This is a genomic window from Streptomyces lasiicapitis (genome assembly GCF_014646335.1).
GTDB lineage: Bacteria > Actinomycetota > Actinomycetes > Streptomycetales > Streptomycetaceae > Streptomyces > Streptomyces lasiicapitis.
Genome location: NZ_BMNG01000026.1, coordinates 69741 through 89112, shown reverse-complemented (window position 1 = coordinate 89112; position 19372 = coordinate 69741). Strand labels below are relative to the sequence as shown.

The 19372-nt window shown below is 71.1% G+C and carries 19 protein-coding genes and 2 pseudogenes; 19 read left to right on the top strand and 2 right to left on the bottom strand.

Translation table 11 applies throughout. The features are described 5' to 3' along the window. The 11 genes and pseudogenes from IEY91_RS39410 to IEY91_RS39360 all read left to right on the top strand — a co-directional run. Positions 1-1121, top strand: a pseudogene (locus IEY91_RS39410) (hypothetical protein); the annotation flags it as partial. A gap of 919 nt (positions 1122-2040) precedes the next feature. Next, positions 2041-3072 carry a conjugal transfer protein gene (locus tag IEY91_RS39405; RefSeq protein ID WP_189177597.1) on the top strand — a complete coding sequence of 344 codons (1032 nt, stop codon included), beginning with the start codon at positions 2041-2043 and terminating at the stop codon, positions 3070-3072. After that, on the top strand, positions 3069-3392 hold the full coding sequence (locus tag IEY91_RS39400; RefSeq protein WP_189177596.1) for a hypothetical protein: 324 nt from the start codon (positions 3069-3071) through the stop codon (positions 3390-3392). Before IEY91_RS39405 ends, IEY91_RS39400 begins: the two co-directional genes overlap by 4 nt. Beyond that, positions 3389-3985, top strand: a complete 597-nt coding sequence (locus IEY91_RS39395; RefSeq protein WP_189177595.1) for a hypothetical protein — start codon at positions 3389-3391, stop codon at positions 3983-3985. The genes IEY91_RS39400 and IEY91_RS39395 overlap by 4 nt, the downstream gene beginning before the upstream one ends. Beyond that, entirely contained in the window at positions 3982-6633 is a 2652-nt protein-coding gene (locus IEY91_RS39390) for an ATP-binding protein (protein WP_189177594.1), read from the top strand. The genes IEY91_RS39395 and IEY91_RS39390 overlap by 4 nt, the downstream gene beginning before the upstream one ends. Then, positions 6630-6989 carry a hypothetical protein gene (locus IEY91_RS39385; protein WP_189177593.1) on the top strand — a complete coding sequence of 120 codons (360 nt, stop codon included), beginning with the start codon at positions 6630-6632 and terminating at the stop codon, positions 6987-6989. Before IEY91_RS39390 ends, IEY91_RS39385 begins: the two co-directional genes overlap by 4 nt. After that, positions 6986-9481: a hypothetical protein gene (locus tag IEY91_RS39380; RefSeq protein ID WP_189177592.1), complete on the top strand. Its 2496-nt coding sequence runs from the start codon at positions 6986-6988 to the stop codon at positions 9479-9481. The genes IEY91_RS39385 and IEY91_RS39380 overlap by 4 nt, the downstream gene beginning before the upstream one ends. Then, on the top strand, positions 9478-10584 hold the full coding sequence (locus IEY91_RS39375) for a C40 family peptidase (RefSeq protein ID WP_229697667.1): 1107 nt from the start codon (positions 9478-9480) through the stop codon (positions 10582-10584). The genes IEY91_RS39380 and IEY91_RS39375 overlap by 4 nt, the downstream gene beginning before the upstream one ends. Beyond that, a complete protein-coding gene (locus IEY91_RS39370) occupies positions 10581-11189 on the top strand; it encodes a hypothetical protein (RefSeq protein ID WP_189177591.1) in 609 nt (202 codons plus the stop codon). Before IEY91_RS39375 ends, IEY91_RS39370 begins: the two co-directional genes overlap by 4 nt. Next, positions 11186-11626 carry a hypothetical protein gene (locus tag IEY91_RS39365; RefSeq protein ID WP_189177590.1) on the top strand — a complete coding sequence of 147 codons (441 nt, stop codon included), beginning with the start codon at positions 11186-11188 and terminating at the stop codon, positions 11624-11626. Before IEY91_RS39370 ends, IEY91_RS39365 begins: the two co-directional genes overlap by 4 nt. Then, a complete protein-coding gene (locus IEY91_RS39360; RefSeq protein ID WP_229697665.1) occupies positions 11623-12810 on the top strand; it encodes an MFS transporter in 1188 nt (395 codons plus the stop codon). Before IEY91_RS39365 ends, IEY91_RS39360 begins: the two co-directional genes overlap by 4 nt. 68 nt (positions 12811-12878) lie before the next feature. Here the strand turns inward: IEY91_RS39360 and IEY91_RS39355 are convergent, their stop codons facing one another. Continuing rightward, positions 12879-13670: a hypothetical protein gene (locus tag IEY91_RS39355; RefSeq protein ID WP_189177589.1), complete on the bottom strand. Its 792-nt coding sequence runs from the start codon at positions 13668-13670 to the stop codon at positions 12879-12881. Positions 13671-14028: 358 nt separating this feature from the next. Here IEY91_RS39355 and IEY91_RS39350 point away from each other — a divergent pair, with 358 nt between their 5' ends. The 8 genes from IEY91_RS39350 (at position 14029) to IEY91_RS39315 (ending at position 18607) form a co-directional block, all read left to right on the top strand. Next, the gene (locus IEY91_RS39350) at positions 14029-15249 is read left to right on the top strand and encodes a helix-turn-helix domain-containing protein (RefSeq protein ID WP_189177588.1); all 1221 of its coding nucleotides are present in this window, start codon (positions 14029-14031) and stop codon (positions 15247-15249) included. A gap of 104 nt (positions 15250-15353) precedes the next feature. Further along, entirely contained in the window at positions 15354-15791 is a 438-nt protein-coding gene (locus tag IEY91_RS39345) for a recombinase family protein (protein WP_189177587.1), read from the top strand. Further along, complete coding sequence (locus tag IEY91_RS39340; RefSeq protein ID WP_189177586.1) at positions 15788-16141, top strand: hypothetical protein; 354 nt, start codon at positions 15788-15790, stop codon at positions 16139-16141. Before IEY91_RS39345 ends, IEY91_RS39340 begins: the two co-directional genes overlap by 4 nt. Positions 16142-16444: 303 nt before the next feature. After that, positions 16445-16960, top strand: a complete 516-nt coding sequence (locus tag IEY91_RS39335) for a hypothetical protein (RefSeq protein WP_229697663.1) — start codon at positions 16445-16447, stop codon at positions 16958-16960. After that, entirely contained in the window at positions 16957-17127 is a 171-nt protein-coding gene (locus tag IEY91_RS42185; protein ID WP_189177585.1) for a hypothetical protein, read from the top strand. The genes IEY91_RS39335 and IEY91_RS42185 overlap by 4 nt, the downstream gene beginning before the upstream one ends. After that, complete coding sequence (locus IEY91_RS39325; RefSeq protein WP_189177584.1) at positions 17115-17570, top strand: hypothetical protein; 456 nt, start codon at positions 17115-17117, stop codon at positions 17568-17570. Before IEY91_RS42185 ends, IEY91_RS39325 begins: the two co-directional genes overlap by 13 nt. 477 nt (positions 17571-18047) lie before the next feature. Beyond that, positions 18048-18338: a hypothetical protein gene (locus IEY91_RS39320; RefSeq protein WP_189177583.1), complete on the top strand. Its 291-nt coding sequence runs from the start codon at positions 18048-18050 to the stop codon at positions 18336-18338. Continuing rightward, the gene (locus IEY91_RS39315) at positions 18335-18607 is read left to right on the top strand and encodes a hypothetical protein (RefSeq protein WP_189177582.1); all 273 of its coding nucleotides are present in this window, start codon (positions 18335-18337) and stop codon (positions 18605-18607) included. Before IEY91_RS39320 ends, IEY91_RS39315 begins: the two co-directional genes overlap by 4 nt. A 238-nt stretch (positions 18608-18845) precedes the next feature. On the opposite strand, the pseudogene IEY91_RS39310 reads toward IEY91_RS39315, so the two are convergent. After that, a pseudogene (locus IEY91_RS39310) lies at positions 18846-19332 on the bottom strand (hypothetical protein). Between the last annotated feature and the right edge of the window lie 40 nt (positions 19333-19372).

Genomic DNA, 19372 nt, shown 5'->3' with positions numbered 1-19372 from the left:
AGGCCCCGGTGGAGTCGCTGATGCCGCTGCGCCTGGCGCGCTACGGCGTCCCCCTCGCGGAAACCGCCCCCGCGGGCCTCGCGGCGGCCGGCATCGAATCGCCCGTCCAAGCCGCTGCCCACCAGCCGGAGATGACGAAGGCCGAGTCGGCCAAGGCCGAGCTGCGCCAGCCGGAGGCGGCGCAGCGGGAGTTGCCCCAGGACCAGCCCGCCACCGCGGCCACGCCTGCCGCCCTCGTCAAGGATCCGGCCGCCGAGCCCGGGGTCATCCCGGAAGCCGCCCAAGAGCCCCCGGCCAACCACGCCAGCCCCTGGTTCGCCGCCCAGCACCCACCTCAGCCCCACACCGGCGAGGGCCCGGTCCTGTACGACCCGGAGGCCCCGTACGACGAGTGGTACGAGGATCAGCGGGCGTATGAGGAGCAGCACGTCCCTGAGCCCGCCGAGCAGCAGGCGAACACGGACGCGCAGCGGCGCCCGTCCGCCGAGCAGGAGCAGTACGCGCGGCAGCGCGGCTACGAGCACCCCGAGGAGCAGTTCGCGGAAGAGCAGTACGGACAGCAGCTGCACGGCCCGCAGCGGTACGCCGACCAACAGGGTGACGACCCGCAGCAGCGCGGACAGGACCGTGCGGAAGCGGCCGCGGACGGGGGAGCGCTGCAGCGCGACGTGCCGCATTCCAACCCGCACTGGAATTGGAACGATGCTCGGGGCACTGCAGAGCTGCAGGTGGAACATGGCCCCTCGTTCCAACAGCCCGACTCCGAGCGGGCCGGGGCGTCCGCCGACCGCACCGGAGGCAGTGGCCGCACCGTCGTGCAGATGAGGATCTCCGGCGACTCCGAGGCCGAGGCACCCCACAAGGAGCGACCGGGGGAGACGCCGAGCGGTGCCACAGAGCCGCAGGACGGCGAACCTGACGAGGCCGAACCGACGGTGCCGCCGAGCTCGCTCAAGGGGGTGGAGCTGGTGGCGCATCACTACCGCGCGATGCCGCAGGAGGTCGAGCAGATGTCAGCGAACGAGCTGGCCCCTGAGCTCGCCAAGCTGACCGGTTACAAGGTAGGCACCGTCCGCAAGTACATCGGGCAGATCCGCGCACAGGCCTCCGTCCGGGCGTGAGCCTCACTCCGGCACGCTCATTCCAAGACCGCCCGACACGGTACGCACAGCAGGACCCGAGGCGTTGGAATCGTCGGCCCACCTGGAGTTGGAAGCGCTGACCTGCGATTTTCCAACTAGAGAGGGACCTTGTAGATGAGGAGCGGCCTGGCCGCTCGCAGCCCCTGCAGCCACGCGGACGGGTTGATCCAAGCCGTCACACGGCAGCGGAACGCCGACCGTTGGGGCTGTGGCCGGGCGACCATGGGCATGAGGTCGATCGTCGTTGGAACGCGACCGGGCCCCGGGTTGGAATTCCACGGCCGGTGACACGCCCACGGCACCGGTCACCGGCCGTGCCCGAAGGCCGCCGGGGCGAAGCCGCCGCCTGTGATCGACCTGCACCGGCCGAGCACCGCTCCTCTCAGGTGCTGACCGGGCGGCCATATTCCGGTGCTCGCGCCTGACGTTCGCGAGCCCACTGGCCGAGCTTCCGTGTTCCCCGATCCACGCTGTGCGCTGCCTCGCGCTTGTGCCCTCGGGGGCCTCCTCGGCGGCGTGACCGTCACCGCCATCAGCCCGGGGGGAAAAAGAGAGAGCCCGCTGCCGCGCGGGCAGTAGGCGAGCCCGGCACCGGCGCTGACCTGCGGTGGTGAACAGGCGGATGGCCGCACTTACCACCGCGAGACCTTCCTTCCGCTCCACTTACCACCAGGCCATGGGCACTTACCACGCCTGGTGGCGCCAGGAGTTATGGCCCTGTGACGGTCACCGGGCCCTGGTGGCAAGCGAGGCGGTAAGGGACGCGTCGAAGAGTGACGGCACCACCTCTCATCGGTACTTCGAGGAGCCGTCCATGCCCGTCCCTGTCCCGCGCCGATCACGGCGCGAACCCCAGCCAGACGAATCGCCCGGTGCCCCGGGCCCACGATCGCTGCCCGTGCGCCGTACCCAACTGGTGCGCCTGGCGGTATGGGTGGCGGTGGCCGCCGGACCGCTCGCTCTCGTCGCCAGCTGCGCCCGCCCCGATGCGGTGGTGCGCACCCGGCCGGCACCGGTCACGCAGGCCGACACCGCGACGGAGCCCATGACCGATCCGGGCGGCTACGCCGAGCTGGTTCTCGACGTGTGGCTGCGTGCCGGTCACGGCGAGGAGAGCGCTGCCGCGCGGCAACTTCGTGCGATGGCGCCGTCCGTCCAGCCGCCGTCGTGGGGCGAGCACGCCCCGGCCGCCGAGCGTCTGACCGTGGTGCGCAGCGTGCGTCAGGGCACTGCCGCATGGTCGGTCACGGTCGCCGCCCGGTTCAAAGCGTCGGCCGGTCACAGCGGAAAGAGCACTGCGGCCGAAGGGACGGACGGCCTGCGGTACTTCGCGGTGCCGCTGATCGTGAAGGACCTGGGCACCGCCTCCGCGCCCGGCGCCGCCCGGGGCTTCGTCGTTCCTGCCGCGCCGATGGAGGTGGGTGCGCCGAGCACGCTCGAGGAGCCGGACTCCCCGTATGGCACCGAGGTGCCCGCCGAATCGCCCCTGGCGGTGACGGCCGGGGAGTTCCTGACCGCCTATCTGGGGGCGGCGGAGGGCGCCGACCGCTACGTCGCCCCCGGCATCTCGCTGCCCGCCCTGCGCGGCTCGGCGCCGTTCGAGGAGGTCCGGGTCGAGGAGGTCCGGGCGCAGCAGCAGACGGATGGCCAGGCCGGCACTGACGGGGCCAGGGCCCGGCTGCTGGTGCAGATCACCGCGAGCGATGTGGACGGCGGGCAGTGGCCGCTGTCGTACGCGCTCCAGCTCAAGGCTCGCGACGGCCGGTGGGAGGTCCTCGCCCTGCAGTCCGGGCTTGAGGACGCCACCGAGGAGAGCAAGCACCACGCCAAGCCCACCGGCTCTGTCTCGACCACGGCCGTCCGTCCCGTCCGGGAGTCCGGCGTACGAACCCGCACCGTGAACGCGGCCGCTCAGGAGGCGCAGCGATGAACACGACCACCCTGGCCGCCGAGTTCTCCGACATCGGCGACAACCTCTTTGACGTCGGCACCAGCTGGGCGACCCAGGGCCTGAAGCTGGGGCTGCTGGCGATCGTCGTGATCACGATCATCCGGAAGTTCAGTCTGAAGGCCGGCATCGGCGCCTTGATCGGGCTGGTCGTCGCCACCGGCATCTACAACGGCCGCAACGACTTGAGCGAGGCGTTCACGAACGAGCTCCTCAGCGTCGGCGCACCGGCCGTGCACGCACCGCAGTACCCCGGCACCGACCCGGGAGCGGCCTCCTCTGCGGGTGGTGGGCGCGCATGAGCAGCCCCACCGCCATGGTGCGTATCGGCCGCACCTATACCCGCGCCCGACGTCACCCCTGGGTGCTGGGCAAAGTCGGGGACTGGACGCTGCCGCTGGGCCCCTACACGCCGGCCCAGTTGACCATTGCCGCCGTCGGAATCTTCGCTCTGATCAAAACCTTCTCATGGTGGGCGGCGAGCCTGGGGCCCGTGCCGGTGGTCGGACTTGGGGTCGCGGTCTGGCTGGCGCGCGCCTCGCGCGTGGGGGGCCGGGCCCCGCTGTGGGTGGCCTACGGCTGGGCCCAGCGTGCGCTGCAGCCTGCGAGCGGTCGGATCAACGGGCGGACCGTGCGTCCGAGCGGCCAGCGTGCCCTGCACGGCACCTTCCTCATCGAGAACACCACCGCGCCCGCGGCCGCCGAGCCCGCCACTGCGGCGTCCCGCAGCCGCCAGGTGCGCGGTGCGGCGGGCGCTCCGGCGAGCAAGAGCACGACGCGCGGCCGCCGCCGGTGGGGACGGGGACGGACGGCCCGGCCCGCGGCACCCGTCGCGCGTCCGGCGCCGACGGCACTGCAGCAGTTGCTGCGTGAGCGGCAGGAGGCGGGGCGATGAAGCTCGCGATCCGGCACATCGTCGACAACATCGTGTGGACCAACGCAGGCACGGTCTGGGCGATCTGGGCCGTGCCTACGCAGGGCTCGCGCTACATGGCCGAGCGCTCCCGCGAGGAGCTGCAGCACCGCATCACCTCGCTGGTGCGCTCGCTGCCGGGAGCGGCCCGCCTGTACGGGCTGTGCGCCCGCACCGATCCGGGCGAGGTCGTACGGCACACGATCGCCGGAATCAACCACCACAGCCGGCCGCACTGGGCCGAGATCGCAGGCGCACAGTTGCGCCTGCTGGCCGGGGAAGACCTGGCCCATCCGGTGGAGATGCACCGGCGCACCCTGTGGCTGGCCGTGCCGCTGGAAGTTGGCGGGGCGCGGGCGGAGCTGTCCGCGGCCGTCGCCTCGGCCTGGGGCGAGCTGTCGACGATGCTCGGGCTGCCGCCGGCCCCGGTGCCCGCCCACGAGGTTGACGAGCACCAGCAGCGCGCCCGTCAGGTGACGGCCGAGCTCGGCGGCGGCTTGGAGCTGGTCCCGGCCCGCCCAGCCGAGATTGTGTGGATGCACCAGCACGCGCTCGCGCGAGGACTGGACGAGCCGCTCCTGGCGGAGTCGGAACGCTCCTCCTTGCGCGGCAGCCGTCTGGTGAGTGGTGTCCTGCGGGCCCCCTCGCACGCCGACCTGGGCCAGGTGCGGCTGCTGGAAGGGGGCCAGGACGAATCGGCCCTGGGCTCCGGGGCCGCGAAGAAGCCCGCCCGCCCGCGCGGCAGGCGCGGCAAGGGGCGTGCTGGACATCAGGTGGGGCGCCGGTGGCTGCAGGTCGAGTCCGAGGCAGGCACCTCCTATCAGGCGCTCCTGGCGCTGGCGGAGATGCCGCGACGATTCTCCGCCGCGAGCGGCGACTTCCTCGCACAGATGGACCGGATGCCGTTCGGCGTCGACTGGGTGGTCGACCTCAAGTTGGTGCCGACTGAGAAGGTCGTCGAGGAGGTGCGGAAAAAGAAAAGGGACTTGGTCGACCAGGCCGAGCAGTACTCCGCGCAACGCGCCACTGGCCTGCCGGAGGACATCCACGATGCCGCCGAGGATCTCGGCGACCTCGGGGCGCGCGCCTCCCGCACCAGCGTGGAAGTCGAGGTCCAGTCCGTCACCGTCATGACGGTGTGGGCGGACACCCCCGCCGAATGCGACCGCCGGGCTGGCGCCTTGCAAGCCCGCCTGAAGGGTGCCAACTACCGCTTGGTGCGCCCGGTCGGCGGCCAGGAGGAGCTTTTCACGCTCACCCTGCCTGCCACCGCGACGCCTCCTGCCACCCGCCAGTACGTCCAGCACCAGCTCGGCGAGGACTGGGCGATGCACGGCGCGATCACTGGCCATGCGTTCGGCGATCCCACCGGCGTGATGGTCGGCTTCAGCCAGGACGTCGGCACCGTCACCCCCACCCTCCTGGACATCGCCAACGCCCCCCGCGCGAACGCGTCCGCGTCCTTCGGGGTCGCGGGGGACCTGGGCGGCGGCAAGAGCGTCCTGCTCAAGCTGATCGCGTCCGCCATCGTCGACCGCGGCGGCCGCGCTATCGCTATCGACCGCACCAAGCGCCGTGAGTGGGCGACCTTCGCGGCCGCCGCGGCCGCCGGGCGCAGTCAGGTGGTGGATGCGGCGAAGGCGGAGTTGTCCATCGACCCGCTGCGGGTTTTCGCCGACCCGGACGTCGGGGCGCGGTACGCGCTCAGCTATCTCACGGTGCAGCTCGGGGTGGGGCCGATGACCGAGCACGGCGCGCTGCTGAAGGCTGCCGTCAAGCAGGCCGCTGCGGCTGCCGTGCCGTGCATGGCCGAGGTGGTCGTCGCCCTGGAGGAGATCGCGGTGGGGGAGGGGCCGCGCGCTCTGCGGGCCGCCTCGCTCGTCGAGTGGCTGCAGGTCGCCGCCGACGAGCCGCTCGCCGCCAGCATCTTCGACCCCGAACTGCCCCCGCTCGATCTGTCCTCTGATGTCTCCAGCGACTTCGTGGTCATCACCACGACCGGGCTGACCCTGCCGCCCCGGGAAGCGGTGACCAACCCGGAGCTGATGCGCAACCAGCCACTGGAGGCTCTCATCGGCCGCGCCGTGCTCTACCTGATCGCCGCCATCGCCCGCGAAACCGCGTTCACCGACCCCCGGTTCACGCTGATCCCGCTGGATGAGGCGTACTGGCTCACCTCCTCCGCCGAGGGCCAAGCCCTGGTCGACGAGGTGGTCTTCGACGGCCGCAAGCACGGCGCAGGGGTGGGCCTGGGCTGCCATGACGTGCGCGAGCTCGGCACGAGTACGGGCCGCGGACTGCTCGCCTACCGGTTCCTGTCCCGCACCGCCGACCCGGAGCTCGCCGCGCGCGGCCTGGAGTGGCTCGGCCTGCCCGGCGACGACGAGGACCTCCTGAGCATGGTCACCACCAACCTGTCCCCGTTCGGCAAGACCGAGCGCGCCGGCGAATTCCTCGGCCGCGACCCGCGCATGCAGATCGGCCGCTTCAAGGCCCTCGTCCCGAGCGTGGACCGCCTCCTCGAGGCGATCTTCACCACCCCCGAGGACGCCAGCCCGCCGGACCAGGCGCGGCCGGACTCCCCCTTCTCTGACCTGTCCGCCCTGACGACCGTCGGGAGCCCGCGATGAGCGACACCTTCGCCACCCGCCCACTGCGCCACTGGGCCGGGAACCTGATCGTGGCCCTGGCGCTGGCCGCCATGGTGAGCGGCGTGATGCTGCTCCCGATGCTGCTGATGCACCAGATCCAGGCCTTCACGGCCGCTCCCGCACGGCCCGCCGCCACGCAGCAGCCCGCCAGGGACAGCGACGCCTGCGACTTGATCGTCGGACCCGCGAAGGACCACTGCCGCAGCCACAGCCGGGACAACACCGACGCTGCCCCGCCCGCGGGGGACGGGTTCGGTGTCGCGAGCGCGGTCCTGTTGGTGCCTGCGCTGCTTGGTATCGCCGTCGTGCTGGCGGGCCGCCGGAGCACGTCATGACGGCCGCCCGCCGCCGCTGGACGACGGCCGGGACCGTCGCCGCCCTGACCGTGCTGCTGCTCGCCGTCAGCAGTACGCCGTCCTTTGCTGCCGACGGCGGCGGCTCCTCGGGCGATCTGCTCAGCCCGCTCGACGTCACCACGAGCGAGGGCGTGCCGATCTCACGCTATGAGCTGACGGCCACCGAGGACGGCCCGATCGATACCGTCATGAAGTTCATCTTGAGCGGTACGTTCGCGGGCTCCCGCACTGTCGTCGGCTTTGCCAGTTGGCTGGTCGACTGGGCGTACCGGTTCCCGGTACTGGAGAAGATGGCCGGACCGGCGCAGAAGATCTCCGACGCGTACGAGACCAACGTGCTCGGCCCGCTGGGCATGGCCGGCACCTTCCTGGCATGGACGTTCGTCTTCGGCCTCATCCTGATCATGCGGGGGAGAGTCGCGCGGGGAGCGGGTGAGATCCTGTTGACCCTGCTGATCGCCGCGCTCGCCGCGAGCACCCTTCTCCGCCCCGCCATGCTGCTCGGGCACAACGGGCCGATCCAGCAGACCCAGCGCGCCGCCCTGGAAGCGGCCTCCATCACCGCCAACGGCGGCGACAAGCGCAAGGGCGCCGATCCGTGCGACCTGCTCGCCGGGCCCGCACAGAACACCTGCCGGCAGACGGATTCCGACTCCGGTGCCTCGGCGGCCGAGAAGAACAAGCAGCGCAAGCAGGCCTGCGACGCCGTCGCCGGCCCGGCCCACGACACCTGCCTGCGCGGCGAACGGCCGCTGGCCGCCGCGGATGTGTCCAAGCCCATCACCCGCACGCTCACCGACACCCTCGTCGTACAGCCCTACATGCTGCTGCAGTACGGCCGGAGCATCGACAAGAACAGCCCCCTCTACAAGGCCCACAAGAAGCTGATCAAGCCGCCCAAGGGCGAGGGCGAGGATGACCCCTGCGGCCTGATCATCGGGCCTGCCGAGGAGCACTGCAAGAAGGGCGAGTCCGAGCACGGCGCCCAACGCGAGCTGGACAAATTCGGCAAGGAAGGCAAGGCGGCCGCCGACTATATGGAGACGGTCACCTGGGAGCGCCTCCTGGGCGCCCTCCTGATCCTGGTCGTCGCCGTCATCATCACCATCGTCATCATGGCCATGGTCCTGGCCCTGATCGTCGCCCAGTTCGGCTGCGTGATCGCCGCCGCGTGCGCCGGCGTTGTCTTCGCCTGGGCCATGCTGCCCGGCCCCAACCGGGCCGCGCTGTGGAAGTGGGTCGGCTACTACGCCTCGGCGTGCGTCGTCCTGTTCGGCGTCGCGGTCTTCATTCCCCTGTTCGGCGTTGCCGCCCGCGCTCTGCTGGCCGACAACTCCACCCCGATGATGGAGCGGCTGCTCATCCTCGTCGGGCTCGCCGTCACCGCGCTCGCCGCGCACCGCATCATGCTCCGCAAGGGCAACGGGATCGGGCGCCGCTTCGCCGAGCGGATGCGCTACGCCCGCATCGGCGGCAGCCACACCATGGGCGACAACGCCGCCGCCACCGCAGCCGCGATGTCCTCCCTCGGCTACAGCGGCGGCATCGGCGGCAGTTCACCCGCGCACCAGTCCTTCCTGAGCCGCCACGCCGGACTCTCGCTCGGCCTGCGCGCCCTGGGCGATCCCACCGGCCTGCCCGGCCACCCCGGCGCTCTCCTCGCCGAAGCCCGCGCCGAAGGCCGCCGCGCCCTGGCCCCACTGGCAGTTGGCGCGCGTGCCGCACACGCCGCCCTGATCGGCCCGCCCCGCACAGCGCAGCAGCCCACCCGGCCCGGAGCCAAGCCGCCCGCACCCAACACCTGGCCCGGCAGAGAAGGTCCGGCGACCCCGACGGTGATCGACGGCCGTACCGGACGCATCATCAGCCGCGGCACCCCGCCACCCGACTTCACACCCTTCGGCACCCGCCTGGAAGCCGGCCTCAAGCGCACCCGCGGCGGCCGCGTCCTGGTCGGCACGACCAAGGCCGCCTACTACTCCACCGTCGGCCTGCCCGCCACCTGGACCCGGGCCCGCCGCGCCACGAGCACCCTGACCGGCGACCTGCACCAGGAACTCGGCCGCCAGCGCGCCCACTACGCCGACACCGCCACCCAGTGGACCTTCGACACCTACGACGGACTGCGCGGCCCCACGACGAGGCGCCGCCCCGACGAAGCCACCGCCCACGTCCCGCTGTTCGACGCCCGCTCCGAGCCGTACGGGGAGCGCGCCCACGGCGAGTCCCCCTACGGGGAACGCGGCTACTCCGAGCCGCCGGTTGTCAGCGAGCCCCGCACCGATCCGGTCAGCCGCTACCGCGACCGGTTCGAAGACACCGACGCCGCCTTCGCATGGTTGGACGCGAGGGACGAAGAGGACCGACGCCGCAGGGACGCTGCGGGCACCGACGCCTCCGGGGCGGACAGCGCGCAGCCGCCCCTCAACTTCCGTCCCCGGCCCGACGAGGACGGGGGAGAGGGCCGGTGAAGAAGAGGTTCGGCTGCGCCACCCTGCTCCTGGGCCTGCTCGCGGCCCCGGTCCTGCTCGTCCTGGTCGTCGCGGCCCGCGAGCCCGCCGCACCGCCGATGGAGACCGTCGGCGAGGTCTCCGGCATCCCGACGCGGATGCTGGCCGCCTACCAGACCGCCGCCAGCCGCCTGCCCGACGAAGTCCCCAAGTGCACGGGCATGCGCTGGCCGATCCTGGCGGGCATCGCCAAGATCGAGTCCAACCACGCCGGGGGCCGCAAGATCAGCGCGGGCGGCGACATCAGCCCCCGCATCCTCGGCGTCCTCCTCAACGGCTCCGGGGCTGGCGGCAACACGTCGATCTTCAGCGACACCGACAACGGTCGGTGGGACGGGACCAGTTCAGGGGAGCGAGCGGTGGGTCCTTTCCAGTTCCTGCCCTCCACCTGGAACGGATCGGGCCGCGACGCCAACGGCGACGGCGAGAAGAATCCGCACAACGCCGACGACGCCGCGCTCGGCGCCGCCGTCTATCTGTGCGGCAAGGGCCGCAACCTCGCCGACCGCTCCCAGCTCAAGAACGCGATCTTCCAGTACAACCGCTCCGGAGCCTACGTCGGCGACGTGCTGTCCTGGATCGACCGCTACAGCCAGCTCGGCAACGGCACCATCCGCATCGGCCAGAACGTCAAAGGCGACGCCCGCACCGTCATCAACACCGCCCTCAGTGAGAAGGGCACCCCCTACTCCTGGGGCGGTGGGACCGCCAAGGGCCCGAGCCGCGGCCACTGTTGCTCGCCGAGCGGCAAATCCGGGGCCGGCGTCACCGGCTATGACTGCTCGGGCCTGACCACCTACGCCTACGCCCAGGTCGGCATCAGCCTCCCGCGCACCGCCGCCGCCCAAGCCCAGCGCGGCAAGCGCATCCCCGCCAGCCGCGGCATCGGCGCGCTACGGCCCGGCGACCTGGTCTTTTTCGGCTACGGCAGTGACAGCACGATCTACCACGTCGGCATCTACCTCGGCGACGGACAGATGATCAACGCAGCCCGACCAGGAACCAAGGTCCGCACCGAAGCGATCTGGGACCACGGATTCGCGGGGGGAGCCCGCCTGCTGTGAACGCCAACCCCGACACCCCGAAGAGCTCTTCCGCGAGGTGGCCGCTCCTGGCGGCCGCCGTCTGCGCCCTGATCGGCCTCGTTCTGCTGCTCCCCGCCGACGGCCCGAACACCTCCCCGCGCAATGCGGCTGCCCCCACGCGCCCGGCACCCATTGCCGCCGACGGGACATCGGAGAAGACCACGCCCGCGCCCGAGCCGGACACCGGCAGCAAAGCACCGGCCACAGATGACATCCCGGTCCCGGGGGACGGCCCTGGGGGAGACCACGCGGTCCAGCATCTGCTGGACCGCTCCTCACCCACCGACTTGCCCCGACGAACCGAGAAGCAACTCGTCGCCCTGGCCTCACGCGTCTGGACCGCCGAGATCACCGGCGCCGAACGCTCCCAGTGGCCCGCCTACTTCGCCGAACAGCCGCTGCGGGCCCCCTACCGCGACGTACGGATCCAGGCCGGGATCGCCCGATCGGCCGGCGGCCGCCCCGACCGCGCCCGCGTCCGTCTGGTCTGGGCGGGGACCGACCCCGCCGGACAGGCCCAGGACGGCCGGCCCGCCCACGTTCTCCTGGCCCGCCACAACTCCCGATGGGAGCCCATACGGTGACCACCACGCCGACTCGCACAGCCCAAGACCTCCCGGAAGAGGCAAGCCGAGAGCTGCTGGCCTCCGAGACCGCCGCCCATCTGCGCACGCTCACCCCCAGCGACGTTCCCGGCCAACAGCTCGTCGCGCGGCTGCTCGCCGACACCGGCATCTCCCGGTCCATGGTCGAGGACCCCTTCCTTGCGGTGGGGACGCGCCTCGAGCGACTGGAGGTCGCCCTCTCCGGCGCGCGCGTCGACCTGGAGGAGGGATGCGACAGGGAAGCCCTCGACTGGAACGCCATGGTCCTGGCGCAGGCTGCAGCGCCCATCCCGCAGGTCTGCCGCTGCGGGCACCCGGCGCAGGAGTGCACCGACCGCGGCCGGATGGGGCAGTTGATCGATCCGGAGCAGCGGGTGCAGGAGGTGCCGCTCTGCCGGATCCGGGGTGAAGGGTGAGCGACACCGCTGACGCGACCTCGGTCGGCGCGGTGCTGGTGCCCTCATCAAGCGCGCGGCGGGCACGCCGCCTCCTGACGGGGTACTTCGCGGGCCAGGGCGTGATGATGGCGACGTGGGCGACGCGCCTGCCAGCCGTGAAGGAGACCGCCGATCTCACCCCCGGTCGGCTGTCCTTCGCGCTCCTGGCGGCATCAGCCGGGATGATCTCCATGCTGCTGGTCAGCGGACGTCTCGCCGAGCGACCTCACGGCACGGGTCTGCTGCTGGTCGGCGCGGCGCTCGTCCTCGGCGCGGCGCTGGTGGTGTTGGGCCAAGTTCGTTCCTTCATCGCGCTCGTGGTGGCCGCGGCGTTCTTCGGCGCGGGGCAGGGGCTGTTGCTGGTGCCGATGAACGCGGCCGGCGTCGAATGCGAAGCCCGGTACGGGCGGCCCGTCATGTCGAGCCTGCATGGGGCGTACAGCATTGGTGCGGTCTGTGCTGCCGGTGTCGCCACGGCCACCGCCACCGTTCCGCACGGGATCGTGCTCGCGATCGTGGGCGGCACCGTCATCGTCGCCGCGCTCCTGGCCGCGCCCGTCACCGTGTCGCTTGCCCCGGCGCAAGCGCCAACTGCCACTGAAGATCCGAAGGTTCGCACCACATGGGTGGTGTGGCTGTTGGGCGGCATGATCGCCGGAGGACTCATCGCCGAGGGCACAGCCCTGGACTGGTCCGCGGTCCATGTCCGCTCGCTCGGCGCCTCCGCCACCACCGCTGCCGCCGCCTACTGGCTATACGGCGCAGGCATGGCCGCAGGCCGGCTCATGGGTGACATCCTCACCTCACGGCTCGGCCCGCAGACGCTGCTGCGCACCGGAGCCGTGGTCGCCGCCGTCGGGTTCGGTGTCGGGCTCGCCGCCACCAACACCCCCGCGGCGACTCCCGCCGCGCTGACGGGCTGGGCCCTCCTGGGGTTTGGACTGTCCCCGATCGTCCCGCTGCTCTACTCGGCCACTGCAGGTTCGTATGGGCCCCGCGCTGTCGCTTCCGTGAGTCTGATCGGCAATGTGGGCCTGTTGGCGGGGCCGGTGGCGGTGGGCGGGATCGCCACTGCCACCAGCCTGCCGCTCGCCCTGCTTGTGCCGGTCGCTCTGGTTGCCGCACTTGCCCTCGCGTCGGGAGTGGTCACGCCGTCTCGGTGAAGGCGTGATGCGAGGCCGTCAGGCGGTGACTCGATTCTGAGTCTGCTGGCGCTCGTATTCGGGGGTGCTCATCGGGCGTCTGCGGTGTCGCTGCCGCCGTGTGTGACGGGCTTGCTGCTGAGGATGTCGTGGGCGATGCCGCGCTGGGTGGCCGCGCTGCGGCGGTGTTCGGTGCCCAGGGGGGCCTCGGCGGCGGCGAGCCGGTCGTACGCACTGGCCTGGTCGAGGTGATTGGCGGCCCAGGCGGCGCGTTTCTCGGTGGCGCCCGCGGTGCCGATTGCCTCGCAGGAGGCGTTGTACACCGCGGTGTTGGCGGTCTTCAGGGCCTGGATCTCGGCGCGGAGCCGGTCGGCCTCCTCGCGTCGTTCCTGGGCGGTGCGGCGCGCGCCGGGGTCGGTGAAGGAGGCGAGGGTGGTGCTGATGGCGTGCGGCCGGTCGGGGTGGAGTTCGGCGTACCAGTCGTCGAGGTTCGCAGCGACGTCGCCGGAGGAGCCGCCGGTGGTGATCCCGGTGCGGTGGCGGCCGGTCAGGGCCCAGGCGCCGACGGCCGCGCCCCACCGGTCGTGGGCGGACTGCCGGGAACTGCCCGCGTGCTCGCCGATGGTGGCCCAGCTCGCCCCGCGTTCGCGTTCGACGACGACCGCCTCGCGCAGCAGCCTCTGGGCGAGGTCGAGGAGGTACTGCGCGCCGCCGATCAGGTCGGCGCTGCCCGCGGCGGGCTGGGTGAGGTCTTTGAGGGCGGCCTCGGCGATCTCGGCGAGGGTTTCGGCGCGGGCGAGGTGGGCTTCGTCGAGCGGGGCGAGCGGGGCGAGCGGCAGTGCCCGCTCCGCGTCGATGATCTTGTGATCACTCTCAGGCATGCTGTCAGGCTAGACCTGACAGCATGGGGTTGTCAGGGAAACCTTGACAGGCGGCCGGTTTGGGGGAGACGAGGCCGGAGGGACGGGGTGCGTGAGGGTACTTCGATGACGTGACGGCTGCTCGGCCACGCGCGTACCGTTCTAACAGGTCAGATACAGAGCGGAGTTGAAGCGCGTATGCCGCAGGATCGTGATCCTCAGGCCAGGCTGTACATGCACCGACTGATGTGCGGTCACGAGCCCACCCCTACACATGCGGAGCGGCCGGCGCGAACACGGCCCAATCCCTCTCAGGTGCGGGAGGGGCGCCTGCACATGTACCGGCTCATGTCCGGAGGCGACGTGCCGGAGGGGCGGGGTGCGTGATTGGCAGGAGTGGTCCGGCTACACGAACGGGCAGCGGATCAAGCTCCTTCGCGGTAAGGCCATCACTCAAGCTCAGCTCGCGGAAATGACTGGCCTGTCCATCGTCACGATCCGCAAGGCCGAGCAGGACCAGGCCATGACCCTGCCCACCGTGTCGAAGGTCGCGGCCGCGCTCGGCGTCAGCGTGTCGACGGTGCTCGGGCAGACGACACCACACCGCGGAGCAACATTCCAGGAGCGGCAGCTCATCCGCCGCCTGTCGCACGCGGTGCATGATGCTGCGGCGGGAGATCATCCGCTCACGGTGGAGCCGGCGGATCTCAGCACCATGGGCCGGGTGATAGACGACGCCTGGGATCTGTACGGGGCGAGCAACTACGGTGAGCTCGGTGCGATCCTGCCCCCGCTCCTCCACAGCGTGCAGGCCGCCGTCGACGTCGCGAACGTGACGCAGCTCGAGCTGGCGACGGGTGCACTGTCCGACGTCTTCCTTCTCTCCACGTATCTGTCGAATCAGCTCGAGGCCCGGGACGTTGCCTATGCCGCTGTCTCCCAGGCGCGGGCTCTGGCGAAACGCTCGGCGGACCCCTTGCGCCTTGCGCGAGTGGAGGCGGCCCGCTCCTGGGTGTTCCGCAGGGACAACCGGGCAAGGGAGTCATTCGAACTCGTGACAAGGGCGGCAGCGGAGATCGAGCCGTCGTACTCGAATACGACGACGGAGCATCTGACGGCGTACGGAAACCTGGTCAACCACTGTGCTGTTGCCGCATCGCGGCTCGGCCAGCACCACGCCTCGACCGCCCGGGACTACCTGTCGCAGGCGCACGCGGTCGGCGCGCGGCTGGGGCAGGAACACCGCATTCACGGGGGAACGTTCGGCCCGGCCACCGCGACCGTGAAGGCCGTCGACGTGAAGCTCTACACCAACGACGTCGCCGGGGCGCTGAAGCTCATCAAGTCCCATCCGGATCTGTCGGGACTGCCGCCGACCGTGCGGGACCGGTACTTCCTGGACGTGGCGCTGGCTCAGTGCCGGGCCCGGATGTGGGACGCATCGCTCGACACCCTGGAGGAGGTGTGCCTGCGATCACCGCAGTGGGCCACGCACCAGGCCGTTCCCGCGTTGATCATCCAGTCCATCGGTGCGGCCTCAACGTCCCGTATCCGGCGCATCGCATCCGTGGTCGGTGTGCAGGCAATCCCCCGCGCCTGATCAGCAGTAGTGATACGCGGCGTATCACTACGTACTGACCAAGTGTCAGTAGTGATACGCCTGCTGCCTTCCACCCACCCTCCGCGAGCGGAAGGGTGTTGGCCATGCAGAGCAGCACGGGAGATCAAGCGAGCACACGGCCGACCAGCACCGTGTCCGGCGTGCAGCCCGCCGGCGTCCTCCTCTACCTGAACGTGTACGGCATCGAGGACATAGCTGACCGTCACACGTACATGCACGCGAGCTACGAGTACGCCCAGGCCCTGGACTGGCACATCATCGACGCCGTCAACGACAACGCCGCGACCGATGCTCCTCACGGCGACCGCCCGGGCTGGCGGGCCATCGTGCAGCACGTCGAGAACCCCGCGACGGCCGTCGACGGAATCGTCTTCCACAGCCTCGACGACCTGGTCCAGGACCCCGCACAGCAGGACGAGGTGCGGGCCTGGGCGGCCCGCCACGGGTGCTTCATCAGGTCCCTCCTCGCCACCGAGTCCGACGCCGCGGCAGTCGGCGACGACGGGGGTGAGTCGTCGTGACGGACGAGACCGCGTTCGAGGTGAACGTGGGCGCCACGATCCGGCGGTGCGGCAAGGCCTTGGACCTGGTCAACCCGAACGATCCGACGCAGGTACAGGCCATGGCCGACGCCCTGTTGGTGGACCTCAGCACGCTGTACACCTCTGATGTGCTGCAGCGGTCCACGCACCCGGACGTGCAGGACCAGATGCGGCGCGGGGGCCGATTCCTCCTCGACAATTCCAGCCCGCGCCTGACGCAGTCCGCACATGACCACCTGCGAGAACTGGCCTGGCAGGTGCGCTGCCTGGCATACATGCACCGGACCGAGACGGACAAGCCGCGCGCCGGGCGGGAAGAGCCGTCGTGAGCACGGCAGGCCGGCACCGGGCGCAGCGCGGCGACCCCCTGGAACGACTGCTGTACGGGGTGTCCACGCTGATGGGTCTCGGTGCCGTCGTCCTGCTGTGCGTGGTCGTGGACGACGAGGTCTCCGACGGCGACGGCGTTGCCGTCGGTCAGCATCCCGGACCGCGTCGTGGACGCGGTCGTGGACCCGTGACTGCGCCCGCTCCGCTCTCCCGGAGAGCCGAGCGGGCGCACCCGGGTGAACGAGCAACGAGCTGTTGCGAGGCCTCCCTTCGCGTAGGAGGTCACGCACGTGAGGAGCGACATGGCCGCGACCAAGGGCCCACGGCCGGACCCAGAAAGCAACGCACGGGAGCCGACACCGGACAGAGGCGCCATCGCCGACTGGTTCGCCAGAACACACCCCGTACCGCGTCAGGCCGTATCGGAGTGGTCCAACCACGGCATCACGCTCCTGCCGCTCGGCGAGCGCTTCGACGCCATCCGCGTCCCCGGCCGCCTCATCCACGCCGCGGTGGGCAGCAACCGGGCGGACGTGGTGGAGCAGGCGCTGGACGACTGGCTGCACGGCCCCGTCGTGTGCGACACGCGCACGGGCAGCGGCTGTTACTACGTACTCGTGGCACCGGACGCCGTGTGGGAAGGGCCCGGTGACCGGCTCAGGACTGGCACGTACCTCGCCGTGCCGCGCATCGGCAAGAAGGTCTCACCGGTCACGTACTGGGCAGTGCCGCCGCCCCGCCGCGGGCAGTTGTGCGACCCCGCGCACCTCGCCGCGCTGCTGTCCACGGCCGAGGCACTGAAGGCGATCGAGCCATGACCACCACCGACCACGCCCTGTCGCGCAGCGAAGAGCTGCACCGGCCCATCCTCCGCCACATCGACGACTGCCAGGCTCACAACGCCATGAAGGACAGCGAGACAGGCACCCTCCCGCGCCGCGCCCGGCGCACAGCCCAGGAGAGGACGCCGCGATGCACTCCATGAAGGACACCATGCGCATCCTCGTCGTGCCGACCGCCACCGCCCTCACCATCCAGCAGAACGCCGGCAACGTGTGCGTGTGGTGCCCCCGCCCGATCTTCCCCAGTGAAGGCGTCGACCTCGGCGGCGCCCGCGGCTGGGCGCCTCACGCTTACCGGACCTGCTACCGCCTCCAGACGCGCGCGCTGGTCACCTACTTCGACTGGGTAGACCACCTGCACGGCTGCGTGCCCTGCCGAGCCGCCCTGTGCGACACCTCCCGCAGCCACCTCCGAGTACACCTTGAAGCGCGGGAGAAGGCCAGGCGGCCCGCCCCGTACTGCGGCTGGTGCCGTCACACCGTGAGCCAGGACCGGCTGTTCATCCCCTACGTGTGGCGAGGCAACTCGAGGCCGATGCTCAGCTACGCGCACGTCCCGGACTGCTCCCTGCCCGCCGACGCCTGAGGCGAGGGCGGGCACAGGCCCTCGGCCCGCCCAAGGCACCACCGGCGGTTGGCACGACGCCCCCACATCGGGGCATCAACTCCCGTCACACCTGCGCGCGGACGTCACAGTCACAGGAACTGCGCGGGATCAGCTCCCGTTTACCGATCAAGAAAGACGCTGCCGACATGACGATGCGACACGTTCATTCCGATTCCGAGTGGTTGGCAGCGGCGCGTGCCGTCCACGAGCGGCCGGCGGCAGTGCGTGACGCGGTGCCGGACGTGCCCGTGGCGAGCGGCCCGGGCGACTACATCCGGTGCGTCCGGTGCGGCGGACGGGAGGGCGACTGCGTCTTTCCACAGGCAGGGACGCCACACCAGCTGGCCCCGCCCAACCGGCAGGGCATGGCTCCGCACTGCCGTACGGATTCCCCGGAGCCATACCGCAGCCAGGCGCCAGTCGAGTAGCGTCGACCTCAGCGACGAGGAGGTCACCGTGACCGCACAGCCCGACCACTCGGCCAGCCGGCCCGGCTTCACTCCGCCTATGGGCACGCTCTCCGATCTGAGGGAAGCCCTCGGCAATTGGGGGTTCCCCGGCGACCTTCGCCGGTTCGAGGAGGAGCTGGATGCCATCGACCTCGACGACCTGGCCGCCGTGCGCGAGCTGACCCAGGCGTACCGGCACCGCGTCCTGCTCCGGTACGACCCCCAGGGCATGGCTGCGCTCGCTCGGAGCACCGAGGACGTCACCGACGAACTCCGCCGCAAGCTGGCCGACCGGTGACCCATGCCTTCTACTCCGACACCGCCGAGAAGATCCGCACCGAACTGACGCTCGGTGAGCGGGCCGCCGTCGAAACTGTCCGCCGCTCGCTCGAGGACGACCCGACGCCCGAGCACGCTCGCGGACTGCCCGACGCCGACCCGAACAGCGAGTCCTACGCGATCGAGCTGCTTCCCGAGCGGACCGGCGGCCGCGGCATCTCAGTGGTCTACCGCCACAACCAGGACATGGACGCGTGCCTGATCTTGTGGCTGATCGCTGGTCCGTAGATGGACAACGCGATGTCAGCTCCCCGCCCTCGACGGCGTGAGGACGTCTCTGTGCGCCGGAGCGGTCGCCGATGTCATCGAACCTGGCCAGGGCGGGGCCGATCCCGCCGGAGAGGCCCAGGACGGTCGGCCCGCCCAAGTCCTCCTGGCCCGCCGCAACTCCAGATGGGAGCCCGTACGGTGACCACCGTGTCGACTCGCGCAGCCCAAAGCCTCCTGGAGGGGGCGCTGTGGGTTGTCAGCCGAGGCGTGCCGCGCCCTCTGGCCACACGACATCTACGGGAGGCCCGCCTCACGCGCTTCGAGGACCGTGTCAGCGGTGCCGCCGCCCTTGCCCGTGGGCGGCTCGCCGTTCCAGACCGCCATCAGCCGGTCTGCGCGCTGCAGCAGTGTGCGGTTGCGTCCTCGTATTCCGTCCGGCTTGCGGTCTCGTTGGGGAGCACCAGCACCTCCTCGGCAGCCTCCTGAGCCGGTCGAAGGTGTGCGCGTGATCAGGCTTGACCTTGTTCTCGCGGTAGTCCTGTGAGGGGATCACAACGGCCCCGCCACCAGGCGGCCGCCGAGCACGGCTTCCGCGAACAGAGAGTCGGAACCTGAGCAAGGCACGAGACTCCGACCAAGCTGCCGTCCGTCCAGGGCTTCAGAGCCGAGCGCAGGGCTTCTCGTACCAGCGCAACGCCGGCTTCGGTCAGGTCCATATGCCCGGTCACGGCGATGGTGGTCACATCTCTCCCTCAGCTCGACAGTAGGTCGCGGATCATGGTG